The sequence below is a fragment of the Phenylobacterium sp. T106 genome (genome assembly GCF_057219735.1).
Genome location: NZ_JBXVWA010000010.1, coordinates 59,214 through 82,977, shown reverse-complemented (window position 1 = coordinate 82,977; position 23,764 = coordinate 59,214). Strand labels below are relative to the sequence as shown.

The window sequence follows — 23,764 nt, the reverse complement described above, 5'->3', positions numbered from 1 at the left end:
CGCCCGGGCTCCCGACCTCGCGGTGGGGGATGTTAACCCTGCGTGAGGTTAGGTGTCGACGCGCCGAGCCGCAGCGGGAGTCCGAGGTCGAGGTGAGCCTGGAGATCACGATCCGGCCGGAGCGCCTGGCGCTTTCCGCCCCGTTCCGCATCTCCCGGGGGGTGAAGACCCACGCCGACGTGGTGACCGTCGGGCTGCGGCACGGCGAGGCCGAGGGTTGGGGCGAGTGCGTGCCCTATCCGCGCTACGGCGAGACCACCGACACCGTGGAAGCCCAGCTGCGGGCCGCGGCGCTCCGGCTGACGGGGGGCGAGGACGCGCGGCGCGTCGTCGCGGCGCTGCCGCCCGGCGCGGCCCGGAACGCCCTGGACTGCGCGCTCTGGGACCTGGCGGCGCGGCGCGACGGCCGGACGGTCGGAGCGCGCCTGGGCCGCAGCCGCCCGGGGCGGATGGCGACCGCGGTGACGATCAGCCTGGACTCGCCCGAGGCCATGCGCGCCGCCGCCGCGGCCATGGCCGACGCCCCGCTGCTGAAGGTGAAGCTGGACGCGGACTCGCCGCGCGAGCGGCTGCTGGCGGTGGCGGAAGGCGCGCCCGAGGCGCGGCTGATCGTCGATCCCAACGAGAGCTGGACCCCCGACGTCCTGGACCGGATGGCCGACCTCGTGGCGCGGCTGCACGTGATCCTCGTCGAGCAGCCGCTGCCGGCAGGCGACGACCTGGCCCTGGAGGGGCTGGACTATCCCGCGCCCATCTGCGCCGACGAGAGCGCGCATGTGGCCGGCGACGTGGGCCGGCTGCTGGGGCGCTACCAGAGCGTCAACGTGAAGCTCGACAAGGCCGGCGGCCTCTCCGCCGCGCTGGCCATGGTGCAGCAGGCGCGGGACCTGGGCCTGGGCGTCCTGGCCGGCTGCATGGTGTCGAGTTCGCTGTCGATCGCGCCTGCGATGTGGGTCGGCGCGGTGGCCGACGCGGTGGACCTGGACGGGCCCTGGTGGCTCGCGCAGGACCGGGCGGGCGGCTGCCGGATCGAGCGGGGCGTGCTCTATCCGCCACAGCTTGGCTTCTGGGGCGAGGCTGCGTCCGCATCGCGTTGACTTTGCCGGCGCATCATCGATGTCATCGTTCCGTGAAATGACGGAGTCCCCGTGTCGGGCGCTGCGACAGAGACAGTCGGCACCTTGGAGGTCGCCCTCGAGCACGCGGCGCGCCTGCTGCCCCTGGACGCCGCCGCCGCCGAGGCGCAGGCGCGGGAGATCCTGAGGGTCGTCGGCGAGGAGCCCCAGGCGCTGCGCCTGCTGGGCGCGGCTCTGCGACGGCAGGGCGAGACCGAGGCGGCCGAGGCCGCCTACCTGCGCTCGGTGAAGGCTTCGGTGGGCGATCCCGAGCTGGTGCGCGCCGCGGCCGCGCTTTGCGAGAATCGGCTGGCCGTGGCCGAGCAGACCCTGCGGGGCGTCCTGATGCGGCGGCCGACCGACGTCGCGGCGATCCGGATGCTGGCCGAGACCGGCATGCGCCTGGGGCGCTACGACGACGCCGAGAAGCTGCTGGCGCGCTGCGTCGAGCTGGCGCCCGGCTTCTCGGCCGCCCGGCACAACTACGCCACGGTCCTCTACCGGCAGAACAAGCCCGTGGCCGCCATCGCCGAGGTGGACCGCCTGCTGGCCGAGGACCCGGCCAACCCCGGCTACCGCAACCTCAAGGCCGCGGCGCTGGGCCGGATCGGCGAGTTCGAGGCGGCGATCGAGCTGTACGGCTCGGTGGTCCGGGACCAGCCCCGCCAGCCCAAGGTGTGGATGAGCCTGGGGCACGCGCTGAAGACGGTGGGCCGGCAGGCCGAGGCGATCGACGCCTACCGCCGGTGCGTGGCCCTGGCCCCCCAGTTCGGCGAGGCGTGGTGGAGCCTGGCCAACCTGAAGACCGTGCGGTTCTCGGACGCCGACGTGGCGGCCATGGAGGGCCAGCTGCGCCGGGCGGACCTGAGCGAGGAAGACCGCTTCCACCTGGAATTCGCGCTGGGCAAGGCGCGCGAGGACGAGGGCGCGTTCGAAGCGTCGTTCGGACACTATGCGCGCGGCGCCGCCCTGCGCCGCGAGGGCCTGGACTACGACGCCGACGAGACCCGCGACCAGGTCCGCCGCGCGAAGGCGCTGCTGACGCCGGCGTTCCTGGCGGCGCGGGCGGGGCAGGGATGCCCGGCGGCCGATCCGATCTTCGTGGTCGGCCTGCCGCGGGCAGGCTCGACGCTGGTCGAGCAGATCCTGGCGAGCCACAGCGAGGTCGAGGGCACCCAGGAACTGCCCGACATCATCAGCCTCGCGCGGCGGCTGGGCGGCCGGGCGAAGCGGGCCTCCGAGGGGCGCTATCCCGAGGTTCTCGCCGACCTGGGCCCGGACGACCTCGCGGCGCTGGGGGCGGAGTACCTCGAGCGGGCGCGGCCGCACCGCAAGCTGGGCCGGCCGTTCTTCATCGACAAGATGCCCAACAACTGGGCCCACGTGGGGCTGATCCACCTGATCCTGCCCAACGCGAAGATCGTCGACGCGCGGCGCCATCCGATGGGTTGCGGCTTCTCGGCCTTCAAGCAGCACTTCGCCCGCGGCCAGGGCTTCACCTACGATCTCACCGACATCGGCCGCTACTACGCCGACTACGTGGACCTGATGGCGCACGTCGACCGCGTGCTGCCCGGCCGCGTCCACCGTGTGATCTACGAACGGATGGTCAGCGACCCGGAAGCCGAGACACGGGCGCTGCTCGCCGCATGCGGCCTGCCGTTCGAAGACGCCTGCTTGCGCTTCTACGAGAACGATCGCGCGGTTCGGACGGCCAGTTCCGAACAGGTGCGACGACCGATCTTCACCGACGCCGCCGACCACTGGCGGAACTACGAACCCTGGCTGGGCCCCCTGAAGGCCGCGCTGGGGGACGTGCTTACGGCCTATCCGGAAGCTCCCGGGGGCGACTGACCCGAAGTTTGTGGGGGATCACATGAGACAACGCCTACCCATCACTCTGCTGGCGACGACGGTGCTTACGGCCGTGGGCTCGCCCGTGTTCGCTCAGACGGCGGCGCAGGACACAGCCGTCGGCCTGGAAGAGGTGGTGGTCACCGCCCAGAAGCGCAGCGAGAACCTGCAGGACGTGCCGATCTCGATCCAGGCGATCGGGACCGAGCGCCTGGAGGCCCTGCAGGTTTCCGACACCAACGACTATGTCCGGTTCATGCCGAGCGTCGTCGCGCCGACCGGCGCGCCGGGCTTCTCCAATTTCTACATGCGCGGCGTGGCCTCGGGTGAGAACAACAACCACTCGGGCCCGCTCCCGAGCGTCGGCGTCTATCTCGACGAGCAGCCGGTCACGACGATCACCGGCCCCCTCGACGTGCACATCTACGACGTCGCGCGTGTCGAGGTCCTGCAGGGGCCGCAGGGCACGCTCTACGGCGCGAGCTCGCAGGCCGGAACCATCCGGATCATCACCAACAAGCCCAGCACCTCGGGCTTCGAGGCCTCTTACGACCTCGAGGTGAACTCGGTCGCGCACGGGGACTTCGGCTATGCCGCCGAGGGCTTCGTGAACCTGCCGCTGGGGGACCGAGCGGCCATCCGCCTGGTGGCCTGGGCGCAGCACGACGCCGGCTACATCGACAACGTCCCCGGCTCGTTCGTCTTCCCGACCGGATCGGTCCGCGTGAACAACGCCCGCGAGGTCGAGAACGACTACAACGAGGTCGACGTCGTCGGCGCCCGCGCGGCGCTCAAGATCGACCTCAACGAGAGCTGGACGGTGACGCCCCAGCTCATGGGTCAGCGCACCCAGGCCGACGGCGGCTTCGCGGCCGACCCCACCCTCGGCGACTACAAGATCCGCCGCTACTATCCCGAAGGGTCGGACGACAAGTGGGCCCAGGCGGCGCTGACCATCGAGGGCCAGCTGGCCAACCTCGACGTGCTGTACTCCGGCGCGCACATGCGTCGCTGGATCGACACCGACAGCGACTATTCCGACTACAGCTACTTCTACGACGTGCTGTTCGGCTACGGCGCCTACACCACCGACAACGCCGGGAATCCCATCAACACGTCCCAGTACATCCAGGGCCGCGACTACTTCAAGAAGACCAGCCACGAGCTGCGGATCGCGAGCCCGGCAGAGAACCGCTTCAAGATGGTGGCGGGCCTGTTCTATCAGCGCCAGACGCACAACATCGAGCAGCGCTACCGGATCGACAACCTGCAGGACCTCATCGAGATCCCGGGCTGGTTCGACACCTTGTGGCTCACCAAGCAGCTCCGCACCGACCGCGACTATGCAGCCTTCGCCGAGGGCACGTTCGACGTGACCGACCGCTTCTCGATCACGGGTGGCATACGCTTCTTCAAGTACAAGAACTCGCTGGAGGGATTCTTCGGCTTCGACCGCGACTTCTCCTCCCGGACCGGCGTCGCCGCCTGCTTCACCCAGACCGTGATCGTGCGTGGCGGGCCCTGCACCAACGTCGACAAGACGACCAAGGGCGACGGGCGCACCTACCGCCTGAACGCCACCTACAAGTTCGACGACGACAAGCTGATCTACGCCACCTATTCGACCGGCTTCCGGCCTGGGGGGGTCAACAGGCGTGGCACCCTGCCGCCGTATGACGCCGACTTCCTGAAGAACCGCGAGGTCGGCTGGAAGACCAGCTGGGCCGGCAACCGGGTTCGGTGGAACGGCGCGCTCTTCTCGGAGAAGTGGAACGACTACCAGTTCTCCTTCCTGGGCGCGAACGGCCTGACCGAGATCCGCAACGGCGGCAAGGCGAAGATGAAGGGCGTCGAGACCGACCTGAACTGGCTGGTGGCCGAGGGTTTCACGGTCATCGCCGGGGCGGCCTACACCGACGCCGAGCTCGACCAGGACTACCGTCCCTCGCCCACGTCCCCGATCGAGGCGCCCAAGGGGATTTCGCTTCCGGTCACGCCCAAGTTCAAAGGCAACGTCACCGCACGCTACGAGTGGACCTGGAACGACATGGACGCCCACGTCCAGGGCTCCCTGGTGCACAGCGGCTCGGCCTTCCCTGACCTGCGCACCGAAGACCGCCGCGTGATCGGCAAGACGCCGAGTTCGACCACGGTCGACCTGGTGGCGGGGCTGGCCACCGGGAGCTGGCGGATCGAGGCCTACGCCAAGAACCTGTTCGACGACGACGGCCAGAACGACCGCTTCGTGCAGTGCGCCTCGTCGGTCTGCACCCGCGTCTACACGATCCCGATCCGGCCGCGGATCGTGGGGCTGAAGTTCGGCCAGTCGTTCTGACGCAGGCGGCGGCCGGGCGTGACCGCGCCCGGCCAACCGCGCTATAGCCGCGCGGGTGACGAGCCTGCCGGCCAGCCGTTCCGTTCCCGTCCGTCGCGACCTCGCCTGCGTCGCGATGCGCGCCACCGCCTGGGCCGACCCGGTCGCGGTGGCCAGCGCCTTCGCCGACGAGGCCTTCGCGGCCGTCCTGCTGTCGGGCGCGGACGGCTGGTCGTATGTGCTGCGCGCGCCGGACGCCGTGGTCGAGGCGGGCCGCGACCTGCCGGGACTGCTGGGCGCGGGCGAGACCCTGCCGGACGGCCCGCCGTTCCAGGGCGGCGTCGTGGGCCTGGCGAGCTATGAGCTGTCGGCCCAGCTGGAGGCCACGGCCCCGCAGGCGCGCGGCGCCTGGCCCGACCTGACGCTGCTCCGCTACCCGGCCCTGCTAGCCTTCCACCAGGGGACGGGCCGGGCGTTCGCCGTGGGACGCGGCGCCGATCCCCGCCGGGCGGCCGAGCAGGCCGACGTGGCGCTCTCGTGGCTCGACCTGCCGCGCCGGCCGGCCGCGGACGGGCCCCTGGCGGTCAGGCTGACGCTCGAGACGTCCGACGCCATCCATGCCGCCGCCGTGGCGCGCACCGTCGCGCGCATCGCCGCGGGCGAGATCTTCCAGGCCAACCTGGCCCGGCCGTGGACGGGCCGGCTGCGGCCGGGCGCGGGACCCTTCGATCTCTTCGCCCGACTGGCCGCGCGGAGCGCCGCGGGCTTCGCGGCCTACCTGCGGCTGCCCGGCCGGGCGCTGGTCTCGAACTCGCCCGAGCGGTTCCTGTCGGTGCGCGGCGACCGCGTGGAAACCCAGCCCATCAAGGGCACTCGCCCGCGTGGGCGCGATCCCGCGCAGGACGCGGCCCTGGCGGCCGAGCTCGCCGACAGCGGGAAGGACCGCGCCGAGAACCTGATGATCGTGGACCTGATGCGCAACGACCTGGCGCGGGTCTGCGCGCCCGGCACGGTGGAGGTCCCGGAGCTCTTCGGCCTCCGGTCCTACGCCAACGTGCACCACCTGGTCAGCCGGGTGCGGGGCCGGCTCGCCCCCGGCGCGGGCGCGTGGGACGCCTTCCTGGCCGCCTTCCCGCCCGGCTCGGTGACGGGCGCGCCGAAGCTGCAGGCCATGCGGGTGATCGCCGACCACGAGCCGCCGCGCGGTCCCTACTGCGGCAGCCTCTTCTGGGCGGGCGTGGACGGGGCGCTGGAGGCGTCGGTCCTGATCCGCACGGTGGCGCTCGTCGAGGCGGCGGACGGCTGGGCGTTCGAGGCGCGGGCCGGCGGCGGCGTGGTGGCCGACAGCGACCCGCAGGCCGAGACCGCCGAGACCACGGCGAAGATCGCCGCGATCCTGGGGGCGCTGGCGTGACGCCGATCACCCTGGACGACCGCGGCTTCGCCCTCGGGCACGGGCTGTTCGAGACCATCCTGTGGGACCACCACCATCCAGGCCACTGGGACGCCCACCTCGACCGGATGGCGCGCGGCTGCGCGGTGCTGGGGCTGCCGACGCCGGACCGGCTCGCCTGCCGCGACGTGGTCGAGGCGGCGCTCGAGGCGGCCGACCGCCCGCACCGGGCGGCCGTGCGGCTGAACTGGAGCGCCGGGCGCGGCGACCGCGGGCTCGACCCGCCGTCGCGCCCGGAGCCGGTGCTGACCGCCTCGGCGGCGCCGCTCGGACCGCCGCCGGCGCCCGCGACGCTGGCGACCGCGGCGACCCGGCGCAACGACCGGTCCGCCGCCTCGCGGATCAAGAGCCTGGCCTACCTCGACAACGTCCTGGCGCGGGCCGAGGCGCGCGCGGCCGGCGCCGACGAGGCCCTGATGCTGAACACCCGCGGCAAGGTCGCCTGCGCGGCGGCGGCCAATGTGTTCTGGATCGAGGGCGAGGTCCTGTTCACGCCGGCGCTGGAGGCCGGCGTGCTGGACGGGATCATGCGCGCGGAGGTGCTGCGCGCCTGCCGCCGGCTGGGCGTGAAGGTCAAGCAGGTGCGCGGGGCGCGCCTTGAGCGCCTGCAGGACGCGCCGATGTTCCTCACCAACAGCCTGACCGGCGTGCGGCCCGTGGCGCGCCTGGACGGCCGGCCCGTCCCGGCGTCCCCGCTGGTGGCCCGGCTGGCGGCGACGGTCAGTCCAGGGACGTGATGACCTTGCGCAGGGTGTCGGCGATCCGGCCGATCTGATCGGCGTTGATGATCAGGGGCGGCGACAGCGCGACGAAGTCCCCGGCCATGCGGATGGTCAGCCCCAGCTCCAGCGCCTTCACGAGCGAGTCGTAGCCGCGCTTGCCCGGCGCGCCCGGCCGGGGCTCGAGGTCGATGGCGGCCATCAGGCCGACGTTGCGGATGTCCGTGACCATGGGGACGTCGCGCAGGCCGTGGACGGCGTCCTCCCAGATGGGCGCCATGGCCGCCGCGTTCTCGAAGATGCGCTCGCGCTCGTAGATGTCGAGCGTGGCCAGGCCCGCCGCCATGGCCGCCGGATGGCCCGAGTAGGTGTAGCCGTGGAAGAACTCGACGGCGCCCTCGGCCCCGCCCCCGACCACGGTGTCGTGCACCTTGCGGCTCGCGAAGACCGCGCCGCAGGGGATGGCGGCGTTGGTGATGCCCTTGGCGGTGGTCATGATGTCGGGCGTGACGCCGAAGAAGTGGCCCGCGAAGGGCGTCCCCAGCCGGCCGAACCCGGTGATCACCTCGTCGAAGATCAGCAGGATGCCGTGCCGGTCGCAGATCTCGCGCAGCCGCTGCAGGTAGCCCCGGGGCGGCGGGAGCACGCCGCCGGCGCCGGCGACCGGCTCGACGACGCAGGCCGCGATGGTCTCGCCGCCGTGCAGCTGGACGATCGCCTCGAGGTCGTCGGCAAGCTCGGCGCCGTGCTCGGGCAGGCCGCGGGCGAAGCGGTTGCGCGGGTCGTGGGTGTGCCGCAGGTGGTCGGCGGTGAGCGTCGGATAGACCCGGCGGTTGTTGACCAGCCCGCCCACCGAGATGCCCCCGAAGCCCACGCCGTGGTAGGCGCGCTCGCGGCCCACCAGGCGCACGCGCTGCCCCTCGCCCCGGGCGCGGTGATAGGCGATGGCCATCTTCAGCGCGGTGTCGACGGCTTCCGAGCCCGAGTTGACGAAGAAGACCCGGTCCAGGCCGGGCGGCGCGACCTTCGCAAGGCGGGCGGCGAAGTCGAACGCCAGCGGATGGCCCATCTGGAAGTTGGGCGCGTAGTCCAGCGTCATCATCTGGTGCTGGACGGCGGCGGCGATCTCGGCGCGGCCATGACCGGCGTTGACGCACCACAGGCCGGCGGTGCCGTCCAGGATCTCGCGCCCGTCCTCGGTGCGGTAGTACATGCCGCTTGCGCCCACGAGCATCCGCGGCGCCGCCTTGAACTGGCGATTGGCGGTGAACGGCATCCAGAAGGCCGACAGGTCGGTCCGGTTCGCCAGGTCGTGGGTCGCGTCGTCCATCTCGGTCCCTCCCAGGAGGCCACGAAACCAGCTTCCCGGTCGCAGGGCTAGCCTAGGCCCGCTCGAATCCCGGGCCGTAGCGGCGTGTCGGCGCGACCGCGAGGCCGGCGAGCCCGGCCGCGAGGGCCACGAGGCCGCAGGCGACGATGGTGCGCGACGGGCCCAGGGCGTCCAGCACCAGCGGCCCCGCGGCGGTGGCCAGCATGATCGCGCCCACGATCACCACCATCCGGACCCGCAGCACCGCGGCGTAGTCGTCGCCCGCCAGGCGCGAGGCGAAGAAGGTGGTGATCTGGAGGGTCGCGATGCTGTTGCCCACCCCGATGAGCACGGCTGCGGCGGCCAGGGCGGGAACCTGCCAGGCCGGGGGCGCCGCGGCGGCGAGGCCCATGGCCGCGAGGCTGACGCCGATCAGGACATAGCCCTCGAAGAGGCGGCGCAGGGGCCGGCGGGGCTGGGTGAGGACGAGCAAGGGCGTCGACAGGATCTCGGCGGCTGCGCCGGCGCCGATCACCAGCGCGAGCCCGGAGAGGCCGCCGGCCGCGCCGCCCTGGGCGAACAGCAGCGGCACGGCGACACTGTAGCCCAGGGCGTAGGCGCCGCCCCGAACGCTGGTCGCGGCCAGGACGCTCCACGCGCCGGGACAGCCCCGCGCGGCCGTGACGCCGCGGGCGAGCCGCCGGACGAGGCCGGCCTGCGGCGCCGGCGCCCGCGCGGCGTCGAGACGATGGCCGGCGAAGGCGCAGGCGGCCGCCGAGGCGAGGAAGGTGAGGGCGTTGGCGGTGAGCAGGTGGATCGCGGGGACGGCCTTGAGCATCGCCGCGGCCAGGAACGGTCCCGCGGCCTGGGCGATCCGGACGCTGGAGTCGAAGAGGCCGTTGGCCTCGCGCACGCGGCCGGGCGCGAACGCCGGAATGCCCGAGAGGAAGACCGGCCGGGCCATGGCCTGGACGCCGGCCAGGGCGACGCCGGCGGCCAGCAGCATCGGGAAGGTGAGCCCGGCGCCGAGGCCGGCCGCCACCACGGCGGCGCAGATCAGCATGCAGACCACCTCGGTCCCCACCAGGAAGCCGCGCCGCGGCAGCGCCTCGACCGCCGGCCCTGCGAAGAGGCTCACCGCCAGCATCGCCGCCGACTGCGCGGTCACCAGCAGCGCCGCGTCCGAACCCGCGAGCCCCGCCGCCAGCCAGATCGCGCCCACGCGGTAGAGCTCGCTGCCCACCGCCGACAGCGTGATGCCGGCCCAGAAGGCGCGGAGCGTCCTGTCCGCCAGGAGCTGGGCGTAGGGGTGCGCCATGGCGGTCGATCAGGCCGGCGAGTCGCCCGCGCGGCCAAGCATGGGCGCTTGCCTTCCCCGGCGGAGGCGCGGGATGGTGGTCCAAACAAGGGCGGGAGGAATGCCCATGCGGTTCGGGATCTTCTACGAGCACCAGCTGCCGAAGCCCTGGAACGAGGGCGACGAGGCCCGGCTCTTCCACGAGGCGCTGGAGCAGGTCGTCCTGGCCGACCGGCTGGGCTACGACTACGCCTGGGAGGTGGAGCATCACTTCCTTGAGGAGTACTCGCACTCCTCGGCGCCCGAGGTCTTCCTGGCCGCCTGCGCGGCGCTGACCAAGACCATCCGCGTGGGCCACGGCATCCGCCAGGTGATCCCGCACTACAACCACCCCGCGCGCACGGCCGAGGGGCTGGGCACGCTGGACATCATCAGCCGCGGGCGCCTGGATTTCGGCATCGGCGAGGGCGCGACCCGGCTGGAACTGGGCGGCTTCAAGATCCCGGCGAGGGAGAAGCGGGCGCTGGCGCTGGAGGCGGCCGAGCAGATCGCCAACATGATGGTGATGGAGCCGTACCCCGGCTACGAGGGCCCGGGCTTCTCGATGCCCTGCCGCAACGTGCTGCCCAAGCCCATGCAGAAGCCGCATCCGCCGATGTGGATGGCCTGCACCAACCGCGACACGATCAAGGTGGCGGCGCAGAACGGCATCGGGGCGCTGGCCTTCTCGTTCCTGGATCCCAAGGAAGCCGAGACCTGGTCCGAGATCTACTACGGCATCATCAAGAGCGACCAGTGCGTCCCGATCGGCCACTCGGTGAACGCCAACCTGGCCATGGTGTCGAACTTCTCGGTGCACCACGACCGCGACGAGGCGATCCGGCGCGGCCAGGAGGGGTTCGAGTTCTTCTCGTACGCCGTGAACGCCCTGGTGGCGCACGACGTGCTGCCGGGCCGCTCGCAGCTGTTCGAGGACTTCCAGAAGAGCCGCGCCGCCAGCGACGACGAGATCATCGCCGCGCGCCGGGCCGCCAAGTACAACGCCAACGGCATCGGGACCCCCGACGACATCCGCCAGCACATCCGCGGCTTCCAGGCGGCGGGCGTCGACCAGGTGATCTTCCTGCAGCAGGCCGGGCGCAACAAGCACGCCCACATCTGCGAGGCGCTGGAGCTGTTCGCCGCCGAGGTGATGCCCGAGTTCAAGGCGCAGGCCCAGGAGCGCGAGGCGAAGAAGGCCGCCGAGCTGGCGCCCTACATCGAGGCGGCGCTGGCCCGGAAACCGCGGATGAAGCCGCTCGAGGACCACGAGATCCCGGTGGTGCCGGCCTCGCGGCCCAAGGCGCAGATCAACGAGACGGTCCGGTAGACGCGCCGCAGGCGCGACGAGCGGGTGAGACAGTAGGCTAGCGCGCCGTCCAGGTGGGCTGGCCGATCCGGTCGGTGCGGGCGACGCGGCCGTGCAGGCAGACCTCGCGGAACTGCCAGAGGAACGCCGCGGTCGGCGGATTGACCCAGCTTCCGCGGGCGAACATGCGCAGGATCGGCGGGCCGCCCTGCGGGTGCTTCTCGCGGCGCGGCGCGCGGGGATGGTCGAGGTCGGCCAGCGGCACCTGCCAGACGATGTGCACCTCGTCGGGATTGGCGACGGGCGAGAGCGGGGCCGGACTCCAGAGCACCACCGGCGTGACGACATGGCCGCCCAGGGTCGCGAAGTCGTCCAGCAGCCCCAGCGTGGCCTCGCGCGGCAGGTCGACGCCCACCTCCTCGCGGGTCTCCCGGCAGGCCGCGTCCACGGCGTCCTCGCCCGGGTCCAGCCCGCCGCCGGGCAGGGCGTAGTTGCCGGCGTTGCGCCGCAGGTGCAGGGCGCGGCGCGTGAGCAGGAAGGCCGGCCCGGACGGGGTGGGGGCGAGCACGATCGCCACCGCCGCCAGGCGCCGGCCCTCGGTGGGCAGGGCCACCCGGTCGAAGCGGGCGAGATTCTCGGCGATGCGGGTGCGGAGGTCGTGCACGGCCGCCCCTTCAACCGCGAACGGGCGGGCGGGACAAGCGCCGCATTTGCCCCTCCGCGCCGATGGGATCATGCTGCGGGAAAAGAACGAGGAAACGACCATGGCCGACGGAGCCGTCAGCTTCTTTCCGGAAGGCGCGCGCGAGCGGGCCTACGCCACGCCGCTGGAGGACCTGAACCCGGGCGATCCGGACCTGTTCCTGACCAACAGCTTCTGGCCGTACTTCGAGCGCCTGCGGAAGGAGAAGCCGGTGCACTGGTGCCGGGACTCCGAGTTCGGCCCGTACTGGTCCGTCACCCGCTTCAACGACATCATGGCCGTGGACACCAACCACCAGGTGTTCTCGTCCGAGGCCCACCTGGGCGGCATCACGATCCGCGACGCCAGGCCCGAGCTGCGGCGGCCCAGCTTCATCGCGATGGACCCGCCCCGGCACGACGTGCAGCGCAAGACCGTCAGCCCCGCCGTGGCGCCGCACAACCTCGCGCTGCTGGAGCCGATCATCCGCGAGCGGGCGGGCCGCATCCTGGACGAGCTTCCGGTGGGCGAGACCTTCGACTGGGTGGACCGGGTGTCCATCGAGCTGACGACCCAGATGCTGGCGACGCTGTTCGACTTCCCGTTCGAGGACCGCCGCAAGCTCACCCGCTGGTCCGACGTGGCGACCGCGCTGCCGATGCCCGGCGGCATCGTCGACACCGAGGAGCAACGGCAGGCCGAGCTGCAGGAGTGCCTGGCCTACTTCACGCGGCTGTGGGACGAGCGGATCGCCAGGCCCCCGGCGGGCGACCTCGTCTCGATGATGGCCCACAGCGAGGCCACGCGGAACATGACCCCGGACGAGTTCCTGGGGAACCTGACCCTGCTGATCGTGGGCGGCAACGACACGACCCGGAACTCGATCAGCGGCGGCGTGGTGGCGCTCAACCTGTTCCCCGCCGAGTACGACAAGCTGCGCAAGGGCGGCCCGGGCATGATCCCGAACATGGTCCCCGAGATCATCCGCTGGCAGACGCCGCTGGCCCACATGCGGCGCACCGCGCTGGAAGACACCGAGATCGCCGGCCAGCCGATCCGCAAGGGCGACAAGGTGATCATGTGGTACGTCTCGGGCAACCGCGACGAGACGGTGATCGACCGGCCGGACGAGTTCCTGATCGATCGCGAGCGGGCGCGCCAGCACCTGTCGTTCGGCTTCGGCATCCACCGCTGCGTGGGCAACCGGCTGGCCGAGCTGCAGCTGCGGATCGTCTGGGAGGAGATCCTGAAGCGCTTCAGCTTCGTCGAGGTGGTGGGCGAGCCCACGCGGGTGCGCTCGAGCTTCGTGAAGGGCTACGAATCGCTGCCCGTGCGCGTCCATCCGGCCTGAGCCCCGGGCCTTCGCGGACCGCCGCGGCGACCTCGCGAAGCGCTTTCGGCGAACCACGAATGAACACGAATGCACACGAATGGGGCCCGGACCCCTCCGCGGACATTCGTGTTCTTCGTGTTCATTCGTGGTCGTCCAAACGGGCCTTCGGCCCGAGGAACCGCGGGTCTCAGCTCCAGAGGGGGGATGAGCCCTTCAGGAAGCGCAGGTACATCAGCACCCGGGCCACGTCGCGGTCGCCGTCGGCGAAGACGATCTGGTGCCAGGTGTTCTCGGTCTTCGGGCTTTCGGTGAGCTTGAGAATGCGCGTGCGCGCCCGGTAGTCGACGTCGGCGCGCAGGGGCCCGTCCAGGTGCTGCACCTCCAGCGCGCCGAAGAGGCCCACGTGCGGCTGGGCCGCCTTGCCCACAGCCGCGGCGCGGGCCTGGTGGGCCAGGCCGATGGCCTGCGAGGGCGGCAGGACGCCGTCGGCGTAGGCCGGCACGTCCTCGGTGATGATCTCCCGGTGGGCGGCCAGGCGCGCCGCGTCTATGCGGACGCGCGTCTCGCCCTCGTCGCCGACCCGGAGCGCCGCCAGGATCCGCAGGCCGGAAGGATCGGCCGCCGCCTGCGCCGCCATGCGGCCCGCCAGCTCGGCCTGGGCGTCGGGCCCGCCGGACGCCGTGCCCAGGCAGATCTGCGCGCCGGCGCGGTTGTACATCGACAGCCGCGCGCGCGGTTCGCCGCCGACGACCACCGCCTGGACCTCCTCGCGGTCGACGGTGGCCTGGGTGAAGTAGAGGGAGAGCCCGCCGGTCTCGAACCAGCGCTCGCCGTACAGGTCCAGCAGGCGCGGAACGAACTGGTCCATGTGCACCGAGCCCGCCACCGTGCCGCCCCGGAAGCCCAGCTTCGTGGCGGTGGCGTCGTCGTGGATGGAGCCCTTGACCTCGGCCGCCATGTTGCGCGGTTCGCGGAACGGGCCGGTCCAGATGTCGGACGCCGATGCGTCCCGTGTCGTCGCGTCGCTCATGGCGTCTCTCCCAGCCGGTCTCATGCCGGATCTTCGAAGAAAACGCTGATCCTCCCCACGCCCGCCGTCAATCCGGCAGGCCGGCCACAGCCGGGGACGGAGGGGCCGTCCCCGGCTGCGCCGATTCGCGCCTGGCGATCAGGGCGGGGTGGTGGTCGTGCCGCTCTGCGGGGTCGTGGTGGTCCCTTCGGGCATGGTCGTGCCGCTGGTCGGCGGCATGGTGGTCCCGTCGGGGTTCACCGGCGGCGTCGCGCCCATCGACGTGTCGCCGCCCGAGGGCGCGGGCTGGGGCGGGGCGGTGGTCCCGTCGGCGGCCATGCCGGTGGTGTCGGACGCGGTGGCCGGCGCGGCGGCGTCGGCGGCAGGCTCGGCGTCGCGCTGGCAGGCGGCGAGCCCAAGAAGGGCCGTCAGCGCGGCGGCGGCGAGGAGAGGTCTCATGTGGGGCATCCCGTTTTTGTGAACACCCCCTCAACCCACGGGGCGCCGCATTGTTCACGGGGCCGTGAGGACTATTTCGGCTGGACGTCCTGGTGGCCGGCGATTCCGTCGCTCTCCCCAGCTGCAGGCGGCGAGGGCGAGCCGCTTCCTGGGCATCGGGAACGCGATACGCTCCGGCGGCGGACCCTACGACGGCGGGGAGCCCTGGGCGATGCGCCAGGCCTGGGCGCGGCGCCCGGCGGCGATGGCGAGGAAGATCGCCGGGGCCACCACGATCGCCCCCTGGATGAACGGGCCGTGGATGCTGATCCCCGAGAACGAGAGCCCGGCGCAGAAGGGGCCCACCACCCGCGCCAGCGCGCCGGTGGCGTTGTTCAACCCCAGGATCTGACCCTGGCGGTGCGGGTCCGCGGTCTCGGAGATCAGGGCCGAGACATTGGGCCAGGCCACCGACTGGCCGATGGCGGACAGACTCATGAGGACGATGGTCATGGTCCCGCCGGTGGAGAACGGCTGCAGCCCGATGCAGACCACGGTGATGCCCATGCCGACCGCCAGCATGGTCGCCTGGCCGAACCGTTCGGAGAGCCGGCCGGTGAGGAAGATCTGGGTGATCGCCGAGGCGATGCCCACGAACATGAAGGCCCAGCCGATCTCCTTCGGACCCCAGCCGTAGCGCGCCTCGGCCCACAGGCCGAAGATCGACTCGATGCCCGTGAAGGCGAAGCCGACCAGGAAGGTGACGAGCATCAGCCGGCCGATCACGGGATGGCGCACCGCCTCGCCCGTGGCCGACCAGCGGTTGGGGCGGAAGGTGTGGGTCTCGTCCCGCTGGCGGCTCTCGCGGATGAAGAGCGCGATGGCGGCGGCCGAGGTGATGAACAGGCCGGCCGAGATGAACAGCGGCAGTTGGAAGCCGATCGGCCCCAGCGAGGGCTTCGCGAACACGCCGCCCAGGAACGGCCCGACGATGAGGCCCACGTTCCAGGCCGCACCCATCCAGCTCATGGACTGGGTCCGCTTCTCCGGCGGCGTCACGTCGGCGATGTAGCCCTGGATGATCGAGCCGTTGCCCGAGAAGAGCCCGCCCGCCAGACGGATGAAGAACGCCGCCCAGGCGTTGGGCGCGAAGGCCAGCGCCAGGTAGCAGAGGCCGTTCGCCAGGATGGTCATGATCAGGAGCGGCTTGCGGCCGTACTTGTCCGACAGCCGGCCCCAGTAGGGTTCGCCGAAGAAGGTGCCCACCGAGAAGGCCGAGAAGATCAGCGCGATCTGCCAGGCCGGCGCGTCGAACGACTTGGCGTAGAAGGGCAGCAACGGGACGATGATCCCGAAGCCCAGCATGTTCAGGAAGATCAGCCCGATCAGGGACAACGCCGCCCACGGAGGCGGCGCGGCCTCCTTGGGCGGCGGCTCGGACATACCAGGGGTGTTAAGCGCCGCGCGGAACGCGGGCAAGGCTATCCGAACGGAAGGGGGCGATCGTCTCCGTATGGCGCGGCGCCGCCGCGGTCAGCCCTCCCAGCATCGAATCGGCGAGACCCAGCCCAGTCCCTGGACGAGCCGGGTAGCGGCGGGTGGGATGCAGCGTCAGAGCGGCAGCACCCGTTCCTGCAGGTGCGCGAGCGGTCCCTCGGCGCGAAAGAACCCGGGGAAGAGGTCGAGCCACTCTCGGTTGTCGCGCTCGATCAGGTTGATCTTCCACTCACGGGGATACTTCTTGATCCGCTTCTCGCGGTGGATCGCCGACTCGATGCGGTCGTGCCACTCGACCCAGACGAGGCGCTTCACGCCATAGCGCTTGGTGAAGCCGTCCTGGACGCCCTCCCGGTGCTGGCTCACGCGTCGAAGCAGGTCGCTGGTCACGCCCACGTAGAGGGTCCCGTTGCGCGCGCTGGCCAGGATGTAGACCGCGCTCATCGTACCCCCCGGCGTCATCCCCCGGCTTGTCCGGGGGACCCATTGGGCTGTGAGTTGGCGGTCAGGAAACGAGACGGAACGTCCACGGCCACCCCGCGCTCCCAGCCCAGTGGATCACCCGGACAAGCCGGGTGATGACGAGCTAATGGAACATAAAAGGAACGTGCAAGCGGTGAGCTACGGGTTCTGCTTGTTGAGCTCGGCGCGGAAGGCGGCTTCCTGGCGGGCGTAGAAGGCGCGGCAGCCTTCGGGGTCGACGAAGGCGGAGGCGTCGCCCGCGTCGAGCCGGGCGCGCTTGGCGTTCATGTCGAAGAAGGCGCCGTGCGAGGCCAGGAAGACCTCGCAGGGCAGGGACTTCCAGGTGGCGAAGCTCTTCTCGTAGGCGGCGGTGATGCCCGGGTAGGTCTCGGTCCGGCCGAGCCGGTAGCCCGGCAGCACGCTGGACGAGCAGTGGACCAGCGCCTGGCGGACCTTGCCCGCGACCTTCACCGGAAAGGTCCAGGTGGTGCAGCCGGCGGTGTGGCCGCCCGTGACGTGCGCGGTCAGGGTCCAACCGCCGAGCGTCACCTTGTCCCCGTCGCGGAGCGTCCGGGCGACGGGCACGGGCTCGTACTCGTAGGCCTTGCCCTTCAGGAACGGGTCGCCCGCGCCGCCGGCGGCGATGATCGGGCCGTCGGCGGCGCTCGCGTGGAGCTTCGCGCCCGGCGCGGCCTTGCGGATCTCGGCCAGGCCCGCGGCGTGGTCGAAGTGCTGGTGCGTGTTGAGCAGGATCTTCACCTGCGCCGGATCGAAGCCCAGGGCGCGGATGTTGGCGACCACCTGGCGGCCGACCGCGCGGTCGCCGCCGTCCAGCACGATGAGGCCGTCCTTCGACACGAACAGGAACGCCGTGAGGTCGTAGGCCCCGACGTAGTAGAGGCCCTCGCCGATCCTGAACGGCTTGATCGGGTTGGCCCAGGTCGCCGCGTTCTGCGCGGCGGCGGGTGAAACGAAAACGGCCGCCGCGAGGGCGACCGCTCCGGAAATCCAGGACCCTCGGCGGCTCACCGCGGGGCCAGGATCATGATCATCTGACGGCCCTCCATCCGGGGCTCGTACTCCACCTTGGCGACGGGCTCGAAATCGGCCTTCACCTTCTGCAGGAGCTTCATGCCGAGTTCCGGGTGGGCCAGTTCGCGACCGCGGAAGCGCAGGGTGATCTTCACCTTGTCGCCTTCCTCGAAGAAGCGATGCATCGACCGCGACTTCACCTCGTAGTCGTGGATGTCGATGTTCGGACGGAGCTTGATCTCCTTGAGCTCCACCACCTTCTGCCGCTTCCGCGCCTCGTTCTTCTTCTTCTGCTCCTGGAACTTGAACTTGCCGTAGTCCAGGATCTTGCAGACGGGCGGGTCCGCGTTCGGCACGATCTCGACCAGGTCGAGACCCGCTTCCTCGGCGGCCTCGATGGCGGCGGAGGTGGGCATCACGCCCTGCTTCTCACCGTGCTGGTCGATGAGGAGGACGCGGGGAACGCGGATGTCTTCGTTCATGCGCGGCCCTTCCTTGACGGGCGGCGCTTGCATGGGGCGGCGAATAGGCAGTGCTCCGGATCTGTTGAATACGAAAAGACGCCGGTCCGCGCGGAGCGCTCCGGTCGTCCATGACAAGTATATGCCGCCAGGGCGGCTTTGGTTCAAGGCGTTGCGCGGGACGGGGCGAGGGAGTTCGCCGCCTGCGCCACTTGCGCCACAGGCAGATCCGCCAGGTTCTCGGCCCTGAGGACGGCCACCCGCCCGCGCGGCGCGGCCAGCGCCGGGTCCGAGGCCTTGGAGAAGAGCACGATCGTCGGCGCGCCGCCCGCCGCCGCCAGGTGCAGCGGGCCGGTGTCGTTGCCCACCGCCAGCGCCGCCTTCTGCCCCAGGAGGGCGACGGAGGCGAAGTCGGTTCGCCCGGTGAGATCCCTGGCGCGCGGCACGGTGCGCTGGATCTCATGGGCCAGCGCGGTTTCCTGCGGTCCGCCCACGATGACGATGTCGAAGCCGCGCCCGTAGAGGATGCGCGCCAGCTCGGAGTACTTCTCGACGGGCCAGCGCTTGTCCATGCGCCGAGCCGAGCCGCCGGGCACGAAGATCACATAGGGCCGAGGCCGGTTGGCGCCGGCCACCGGCCGCTCCGGCGGCCGCGCCTTGGCGATCCAGGACAGGTCTGGCGGCGGGGCCGAGCCGGGCTCGGTGGGGGCGTCGGGCCAGATGCCGGCGTACATCAGCTGGTCCGCCTGCCGCTCCAGCGTGTGCATGCCGTTGCGCAGCGGGTTCCGGTGCGGCAGCGAGCAGCCGAAGGCGATCCCGGACCAGGCGGGCGGGTTCGGCCGCAGGGCCTGGAAGATGCGGTTGGAGTGGGCCGAGGTCTGCAGGTCGTAGACGCGGTCGTAGCGCGCCGCCCTGATCCGCCTGCGCAGCGCCACCCACTCGGGGAAGCTCTCAGGCCGGCCGCCGGTGTCCACGGCGTTGAAGTAAGGGCAGATCCGGGCCAGGGCCTCATAGGGCGGGGTGGTCAGGAGGGTGATGTGGGCCTTGGCGTGCGCCTGGCGGATCACCTTCATGGCGGCCAGCGCCAGGACGAAGTCGCCGAGCGCCGACAGCTTGATGACGAGGATGCGTTCGACCTGGCGGGGCATCAGCGGCGGGCCTCCAGGACGCGCTCGTAGGCGGCCAGGGTCTGGGCGCACATGGCGTCCACGCTGTAGAGCTGCCGCGCCCGCCGGCGCCCGGCCTCGCCCATTTCCATGCGCTTGCCGGGCCCCACGTCGATCGCCCGGGACAGGGCCCTGGCCCAGGCCTCGGCGTCGTCCACCGGCGCGAGCCAGCCGGTCACGCCGTCGACGATGGTCTCGGTCACGCCCCCATGAGCCGAGGCGACGACCGGGCGGCCCATGGCCTGCGGCTCGACGGCGGCGCGGCCGAAGCTCTCGGGCACGCTGGTGGGCAGGATGGCGAAGTCCGCCAGCAGGTAGGCGGCGGGCATGTCGGCGCAGTGACCGACGATGCGGACGGCTTCGCCCAGCCCGGCGGCCTCGATGGCGGCGTGCAGCTCCGCGGTGTAGTTGACGCGGCCCTGGTCGTCGCCGGCGAAGAGGATCAGGAAGTCCTTTCGGCCCGCCTCGGCCATCCGCCGCGCGGCCTCGATGATGGTGAGATGCCCCTTGATCCGGGTGAGGCGGCCGGCGAGCAGGATGCGGGTCCGATGGTCGTTCGGCGCGACGCCCCATGCGCCGCGGAGCGCCTCGATGCGGTCGGCGGTGACGAAGGCGGGGTCGAAGCGCGCGAAGTCCACCCCGCGCGGAATGGTCACGAGCCGGTCCGCGTCGACCGCGTGCTCGGCCAGGACGTGGTCGCGGGTGTAGTCCGAGTTGGCGATGACCAGGTCGCCGCGGGTCATGATGGCGTTGTACCACCGCTTCAGGGGCGACTGGGCCTTGTAGACCCCGTGGTAGGTGGCCACGAACGGCGTCCCCGTCGCCTTGGCCGCCCACAGGGCCGAGAACGCCGGGGCGCGGCTGCGGGCGTGGACGATCGAGACCTTCTCCTGGCGGATCAGCGCCACCAGCCGCGCCGCGTTGCCCAGGATCGTGAGGGGGTTCTTGGTGTGCACGGGCATCTGCGCCAGCCGGGCGCCGTCGGCCTGCAGGCGGGCGGCCATGCGGCCGCCGCGCGTGGCCACCAGCGCCGAGCCGCCCGCGCGGACGACGGCCTGGGCCACGTCGATGGTGCTCTGTTCCGCGCCGCCGGTCTCCAGCTCGGGGATCACCTGCAGCAGCGTGAAATCGGGGGGTAACGGCACGCCCTCTCTCTAAACTGAGTTGGGGGCGGCTGCTAAGAGGCGCGCATGAGCGAAACGAGCGGATTTCTCGCACGGCCCGACGGGGCCCGGCTGGCGTGGCGCAAGGTGGAGGGCGCGGCGCCCACGGTGGTGTGGCTGGGCGGCTTCAAGTCGGACATGGCCGGCACGAAGGCGCAGGCGCTCGCCGAGTGGGCGCAGGCGCGAGGCCGGGCCTACGTCCGCTTCGACTACTTCGGCCACGGAGAGTCGTCGGGCGACTTCGGCGAGGGCACGATCACCCGCTGGCGCGACGACGCCCTGGCCGTGCTGGACGACCTGACCGCCGGGCCGCTGGTGCTGGTGGGCTCGTCCATGGGCGGCTGGATGGCCTGCCTGGCCGCGATGGCCCGGCCGGAGCGGGTGCAGGCGATGGTGCTGATCGCGCCGGCGCCGGACTTCACCGAGACGCTGATGAAGCCCGAGATCCCGCCGGACGGCTTGGCGATGCTGGAGCGCGAGGGCGTCTGGCTGCGGCCCAGCGAGTACGGCGACCCCTATCCCATCACCCGGGCCCTGCTCGAGGACGGCGCCCGCTGGTCGATCCTGGGCGGCGAGCCGATCCCCATCGAGGTTCCTGTCCGCATCCTGCAGGGCGCCGCCGATCCGGACGTGCCGTGGGGCCACGCCCTGGAACTGGCGAACACCCTCAGGGGCGAGGACGTGGTCTTCACCCTGATCCGCGACGGCGACCACCGCCTGTCCCGTCCCCAGGACCTTGCCCGCCTGATCGCGGCGGTGGAAGAGCTGCCCTGAAGGGTTCGGGCCAAATTCGATCCGTGATTTCAACAGCGTCCGACCGTTCGGCGAACGCCGGGACCCAGATCCAGGTGCGAGATCGTGCCGGGAGGGGCTCCGAACCTGCGCAACCCCATCTGAGCCATTTGTGGGGATGACCGGGTCTTGAGTCCGGACCCTCAGCCGCCGCCGGCCAGGATGGCGCGCAGGCCTTCGCGGTAGGTGGGGTAGGCGGGCCGCCAGCCGAGCTCGGCCTTGGCCAGGGCGTTCGAGACCCGCTTGCTCTCGGCGTAGAACCGCATCGCGGCGGGCGAGAGCCCCGCCTCGGCCAGCGGAATCTCCGGCGGGGGCTCGACGCCCAGGAGGCCCGCGGCGAACGCGATCACCTCGCTGTTCGGCGCGGGCTCGTCGTCGCAGAGGTTGTAGGCGGCCCCGGCGCGAGGGCGGGCGATGGAGGCCGCCAGGCCGGCCGCCAGGTCGTCGACGTGGATGCGGGAGAAGACCTGCCCGGGCGCGGCGATGCGGCGGGCGCGGCCCTCGCGGACGCGGTCCAGCGCCGAGCGTCCCGGTCCGTAGATGCCGGGCAGGCGGAACACCGTCACGGTCAGGCCCATGCCGCGGCCGACCTCCAGCCAGTCGCGCTCGGCCCGCACGCGGCGGGCGCCCTCGACGGACTGGGCGCTCAGGGCGCTGCGCTCGGTCACCCAGCGGCCGCGCCGGTCGCCGTACACGCCCGTGGTGGAGAGGTAGCCCACCCAGTCCGGGAACGCGCCCGCCTCGGCGAGCGGTCCGACGAGGGTGTTGAGCGCCGGGCACCCCTGCGGTCCCGGCGGCGGCGTGATCAGCAGGGCGGAGGCTTCGGCCAGCGCCTCGGTGAGGGCGTCACGGTCGGCCAGATCGACGCCGGCGACGCCGTCGGCGGCCAGCTGGGCCTGGACCTCGGGCCTTCGGAAGGTCGCCGCGGTCGTCCAGCCTTCCCGCGCCACCCGCCCGGCCAGCGCCCGGCCGCTGAAGCCGTAGCCGAAGATCAACAGGCGCTTCATGTCGGACGGCGGATGGCGGCCGCCGCTCACAAGAGCTCGGCGATCGCCTTGCGGGCCGCGTCGGCGAGGTCGGGGCGGGCCAGGGCGAAGGCGACGTTGGCGCGCAGCAGGCCGATCTTGTCGCCGCAGTCGTAGGTGTTCCCCTCGTACTCCAGCGCGTGGAAGGCCTGGGTCTTCATCAGGTTGGCCATGCCGTCGGTCAGCTGGATCTCGCCGCCCGCGCCGCGCTCCTGGGTCTCGAGGATCTCGAAGATGTCGGGCTGGAGGATGTAGCGACCCGAGATGAACAGGTTCGAGGGCTCGGTCCCGGGCGGCGGCTTCTCCACCATGCCCACCATGCGGTTCAGGCGGCCGTCCTGGCCATCGAGGGCCACGATGCCGTACTTGTGGGCCTCGCCTTCGGGGGCGGGCTCCACGACGACGATGTTGCCGCCCACCTGCTCGTAGGCCGCGACCGCCTGGCTCAGCGCGGGGGGCGTCGCCGCCATCAGCATGTCGGGCAGCATCACCGCGAAGGGCTCGTCGCCCACCACGTGGCGCGCGCACCAGACGGCGTGGCCCAGGCCCAGGGGCGCCATCTGGCGGATGAAGCTCATCTGGCCGGGCTCCGGAAGATCGCGCCGGACGTCCTCGAGGATGTCCAGCTTGCCCTTGGCCTGCAGCGCCTGCTCGATCTCGGGGATGGAGTCGAAATAGTCCTCGATGGCGCCCTGGCCGCGGCCGACGATGAACACGAAGTGCTCGATGCCGGCGGCCCGCGCCTCCTCGACGATGTAGCTGAGGATGGGGCGATCCACGACGTTCAGCAGGTTCTTCGGCGTGGTCTTCGCCCCGGGAAGCACTCGCGTCCCCAGGCCCGCCACCGGCAGCACCGCCTTCGTCACCCGCCTCGCCATCCGCATCCTCCAGAAGCTGTTGAACGACCACCTAAAGCGTTCCTCCCGCCGCGGCGCGAGGTTTTTTCAGGAGGGCGGCGCGATCACGATTTTGAGATCGCACGAACTTGTGTAGGCTCCACGACGCTCGGGGATTCACCCCCAAGGGGAGCCAACTCAATGAAGCTTCGCATTCTGACCGTCGCCGCCGCGGGCGTCCTGGCGCTGAGCCTGGCTGCCTGCCAGAAGAAGGAAGAGGCCCCGGCCGCTCCGGCCGCCGACGCCGCCGCTGCTCCGGCCGCGGAAGCTGCTCCGGCTGCGCCGCCCGCCGACGCCGCCGCCGCTCCGGCCGCGGACGCCGCCGCCGCTCCGGCCGCCGAAGGCTCCATGGCCGCGACTCCGCCGGCCGCCGAGCCCGAGAAGAAGTAAGCCTTCTCC

Annotated in this window: 22 protein-coding genes; 9 read left to right on the top strand and 13 right to left on the bottom strand. The window is 71.8% G+C overall.

Features of this window, described 5'->3' with window-relative positions; genetic code table 11:
• Nucleotides 1–29 precede the first annotated feature (29 nt).
• From dgcA to AC2D8W_RS19355, 5 genes are read left to right on the top strand one after another with little or no spacing between them, the layout of a single operon-like run.
• Nucleotides 30–1,097, top strand: coding sequence for an N-acetyl-D-Glu racemase DgcA (dgcA, locus tag AC2D8W_RS19375; protein WP_484672900.1), 1,068 nt, complete (start codon nucleotides 30–32; stop codon nucleotides 1,095–1,097).
• Between the two features lie 51 nt (nucleotides 1,098–1,148).
• Nucleotides 1,149–2,969, top strand: a complete 1,821-nt coding sequence (locus AC2D8W_RS19370; protein WP_484672899.1) for a tetratricopeptide repeat-containing sulfotransferase family protein — start codon at nucleotides 1,149–1,151, stop codon at nucleotides 2,967–2,969.
• A 22-nt stretch (nucleotides 2,970–2,991) separates the two neighbouring features.
• Nucleotides 2,992–5,304, top strand: a complete 2,313-nt coding sequence (locus AC2D8W_RS19365; protein WP_484672898.1) for a TonB-dependent receptor — start codon at nucleotides 2,992–2,994, stop codon at nucleotides 5,302–5,304.
• A gap of 55 nt (nucleotides 5,305–5,359) precedes the next feature.
• Nucleotides 5,360–6,697, top strand: coding sequence for an anthranilate synthase component I family protein (locus AC2D8W_RS19360; RefSeq protein WP_484672897.1), 1,338 nt, complete (start codon nucleotides 5,360–5,362; stop codon nucleotides 6,695–6,697).
• A complete protein-coding gene (locus tag AC2D8W_RS19355) occupies nucleotides 6,694–7,473 on the top strand; it encodes an aminotransferase class IV (RefSeq protein WP_484672896.1) in 780 nt (259 codons plus the stop codon). Before AC2D8W_RS19360 ends, AC2D8W_RS19355 begins: the two co-directional genes overlap by 4 nt.
• Here AC2D8W_RS19355 and aptA read toward each other — a convergent pair.
• Both aptA and AC2D8W_RS19345 read right to left on the bottom strand, forming a co-directional pair.
• On the bottom strand, nucleotides 7,457–8,785 hold the full coding sequence (gene aptA, locus AC2D8W_RS19350) for an omega-aminotransferase AptA (protein ID WP_484672895.1): 1,329 nt from the start codon (nucleotides 8,783–8,785) through the stop codon (nucleotides 7,457–7,459). The two genes, AC2D8W_RS19355 and aptA, sit on opposite strands and share 17 nt — an antisense overlap.
• Before the next feature lie 52 nt (nucleotides 8,786–8,837).
• Entirely contained in the window at nucleotides 8,838–10,082 is a 1,245-nt protein-coding gene (locus AC2D8W_RS19345; protein ID WP_484672894.1) for an MFS transporter, read from the bottom strand.
• A 106-nt stretch (nucleotides 10,083–10,188) separates the two neighbouring features.
• Between AC2D8W_RS19345 and AC2D8W_RS19340 the strand changes: the two genes are divergently transcribed.
• The gene (locus AC2D8W_RS19340; RefSeq protein ID WP_293484039.1) at nucleotides 10,189–11,430 is read left to right on the top strand and encodes an LLM class flavin-dependent oxidoreductase; all 1,242 of its coding nucleotides are present in this window, start codon (nucleotides 10,189–10,191) and stop codon (nucleotides 11,428–11,430) included.
• A gap of 37 nt (nucleotides 11,431–11,467) precedes the next feature.
• On the opposite strand, the gene AC2D8W_RS19335 is transcribed toward AC2D8W_RS19340, so the two are convergent.
• On the bottom strand, nucleotides 11,468–12,073 hold the full coding sequence (locus tag AC2D8W_RS19335) for an NUDIX hydrolase (protein WP_484672893.1): 606 nt from the start codon (nucleotides 12,071–12,073) through the stop codon (nucleotides 11,468–11,470).
• 100 nt (nucleotides 12,074–12,173) lie between these two features.
• Between AC2D8W_RS19335 and AC2D8W_RS19330 the strand changes: the two genes are divergently transcribed.
• Nucleotides 12,174–13,442 (top strand): cytochrome P450, encoded by a 1,269-nt coding sequence (locus tag AC2D8W_RS19330; protein ID WP_484672892.1) that lies wholly within the window; start codon nucleotides 12,174–12,176, stop codon nucleotides 13,440–13,442.
• Nucleotides 13,443–13,611: 169 nt separating this feature from the next.
• Here the strand turns inward: AC2D8W_RS19330 and AC2D8W_RS19325 are convergent, their stop codons facing one another.
• From AC2D8W_RS19325 to AC2D8W_RS19290, 8 genes are all read right to left on the bottom strand, one after another.
• A complete protein-coding gene (locus AC2D8W_RS19325; RefSeq protein WP_484672891.1) occupies nucleotides 13,612–14,454 on the bottom strand; it encodes a hypothetical protein in 843 nt (280 codons plus the stop codon).
• 138 nt (nucleotides 14,455–14,592) lie between these two features.
• Nucleotides 14,593–14,892 (bottom strand): hypothetical protein, encoded by a 300-nt coding sequence (locus tag AC2D8W_RS19320; RefSeq protein ID WP_293484033.1) that lies wholly within the window; start codon nucleotides 14,890–14,892, stop codon nucleotides 14,593–14,595.
• Nucleotides 14,893–15,078: 186 nt separating this feature from the next.
• The gene (locus AC2D8W_RS19315; RefSeq protein ID WP_484672890.1) at nucleotides 15,079–16,314 is read right to left on the bottom strand and encodes an MFS transporter; all 1,236 of its coding nucleotides are present in this window, start codon (nucleotides 16,312–16,314) and stop codon (nucleotides 15,079–15,081) included.
• A 168-nt stretch (nucleotides 16,315–16,482) separates the two neighbouring features.
• Nucleotides 16,483–16,812, bottom strand: a complete 330-nt coding sequence (locus AC2D8W_RS19310; RefSeq protein ID WP_484672889.1) for a GIY-YIG nuclease family protein — start codon at nucleotides 16,810–16,812, stop codon at nucleotides 16,483–16,485.
• A 177-nt stretch (nucleotides 16,813–16,989) separates the two neighbouring features.
• Nucleotides 16,990–17,859, bottom strand: a complete 870-nt coding sequence (gene bla / locus AC2D8W_RS19305) for a subclass B3 metallo-beta-lactamase (protein WP_484672888.1) — start codon at nucleotides 17,857–17,859, stop codon at nucleotides 16,990–16,992.
• Entirely contained in the window at nucleotides 17,856–18,377 is a 522-nt protein-coding gene (gene infC, locus AC2D8W_RS19300) for a translation initiation factor IF-3 (RefSeq protein WP_293479219.1), read from the bottom strand. Before infC ends, bla begins: the two co-directional genes overlap by 4 nt.
• Before the next feature lie 110 nt (nucleotides 18,378–18,487).
• Nucleotides 18,488–19,471, bottom strand: coding sequence for a glycosyltransferase family 9 protein (locus tag AC2D8W_RS19295; protein WP_293479217.1), 984 nt, complete (start codon nucleotides 19,469–19,471; stop codon nucleotides 18,488–18,490).
• Nucleotides 19,471–20,634 (bottom strand): glycosyltransferase family 4 protein, encoded by a 1,164-nt coding sequence (locus AC2D8W_RS19290; RefSeq protein ID WP_484672887.1) that lies wholly within the window; start codon nucleotides 20,632–20,634, stop codon nucleotides 19,471–19,473. The genes AC2D8W_RS19295 and AC2D8W_RS19290 overlap by 1 nt, the downstream gene beginning before the upstream one ends.
• 45 nt (nucleotides 20,635–20,679) lie before the next feature.
• Here AC2D8W_RS19290 and AC2D8W_RS19285 point away from each other — a divergent pair, with 45 nt between their 5' ends.
• Entirely contained in the window at nucleotides 20,680–21,426 is a 747-nt protein-coding gene (locus AC2D8W_RS19285; protein WP_484672886.1) for an alpha/beta hydrolase, read from the top strand.
• 161 nt (nucleotides 21,427–21,587) lie between these two features.
• On the opposite strand, the gene AC2D8W_RS19280 is transcribed toward AC2D8W_RS19285, so the two are convergent.
• Both AC2D8W_RS19280 and AC2D8W_RS19275 read right to left on the bottom strand, forming a co-directional pair.
• A complete protein-coding gene (locus tag AC2D8W_RS19280) occupies nucleotides 21,588–22,451 on the bottom strand; it encodes an SDR family oxidoreductase (protein WP_484672885.1) in 864 nt (287 codons plus the stop codon).
• A 26-nt stretch (nucleotides 22,452–22,477) separates the two neighbouring features.
• Nucleotides 22,478–23,347 (bottom strand): UTP--glucose-1-phosphate uridylyltransferase, encoded by an 870-nt coding sequence (locus AC2D8W_RS19275; protein WP_484672884.1) that lies wholly within the window; start codon nucleotides 23,345–23,347, stop codon nucleotides 22,478–22,480.
• Between the two features lie 159 nt (nucleotides 23,348–23,506).
• On the opposite strand from AC2D8W_RS19275, the gene AC2D8W_RS19270 reads away from it, so the two are divergent.
• Nucleotides 23,507–23,755 carry a hypothetical protein gene (locus tag AC2D8W_RS19270; RefSeq protein WP_293483932.1) on the top strand — a complete coding sequence of 83 codons (249 nt, stop codon included), beginning with the start codon at nucleotides 23,507–23,509 and terminating at the stop codon, nucleotides 23,753–23,755.
• The last annotated feature ends 9 nt before the right edge of the window (nucleotides 23,756–23,764 follow it).